Origin of the sequence: Rhodobacter sp. TJ_12 (assembly GCF_020023995.1) — a bacterium.
In the GTDB taxonomy this organism is placed as follows: domain Bacteria; phylum Pseudomonadota; class Alphaproteobacteria; order Rhodobacterales; family Rhodobacteraceae; genus Rhodobacter.
In genome coordinates, this window is record NZ_NRRD01000102.1 from 1 (window position 1) to 520 (window position 520).

Consider the following 520-nt stretch of genomic DNA (forward strand, 5'->3'; position numbering starts at 1 on the left):
CCAGGGCCTGCGCGCCGGGATGGTGGCGGGCGTTATCGTTAACCGTACCCAGCAGGAAATTCCAAACGCTGAGACCATGAAGCAAACGGAAAGCCATGCGGTGAAAATCGTGGTAGAAGCCGCGCGCCGTCTGCTGTAATTATTTCTTTCCGTATGAAGGCCGGCATGCCCGGCCTTTTGCTTATCTGCTGTTTCCCAGGGCGGGATTAATCCGTATTTCGCCCACCTGCCACGCTTGCGGTTCACAATAAAAACAACCGATTCGTATCCGCTGCTTATAGAACACACGCTTAATGAACTGTTCAGCGGAGGGTTGAAACGTAGGGCAATCTCGCCCAATCTGTTACACTTCACGAACATTTTCTTCAATAGCAGGCACTAAGATGGCGGAAGATTCAAAAGAGACGACGCACTTTGGTTTTCAGACCGTCGCCAAAGATCAGAAAGCCGAGATGGTGGCACACGTGTTCCACTCGGTTGCCGCAAAATACGATGTCATGAACGACTTAATGTCGATGGG

General features: G+C 51.3%; 1 protein-coding gene. It reads left to right on the top strand.

Annotated features, from left to right (window positions below):
• Positions 1-383: 383 nt before the first annotated feature.
• Positions 384-520, top strand: a 137-nt coding sequence (locus CKO11_RS17405) for a class I SAM-dependent methyltransferase (protein WP_223641570.1), incomplete at its 3' end; no start/stop codon positions are given.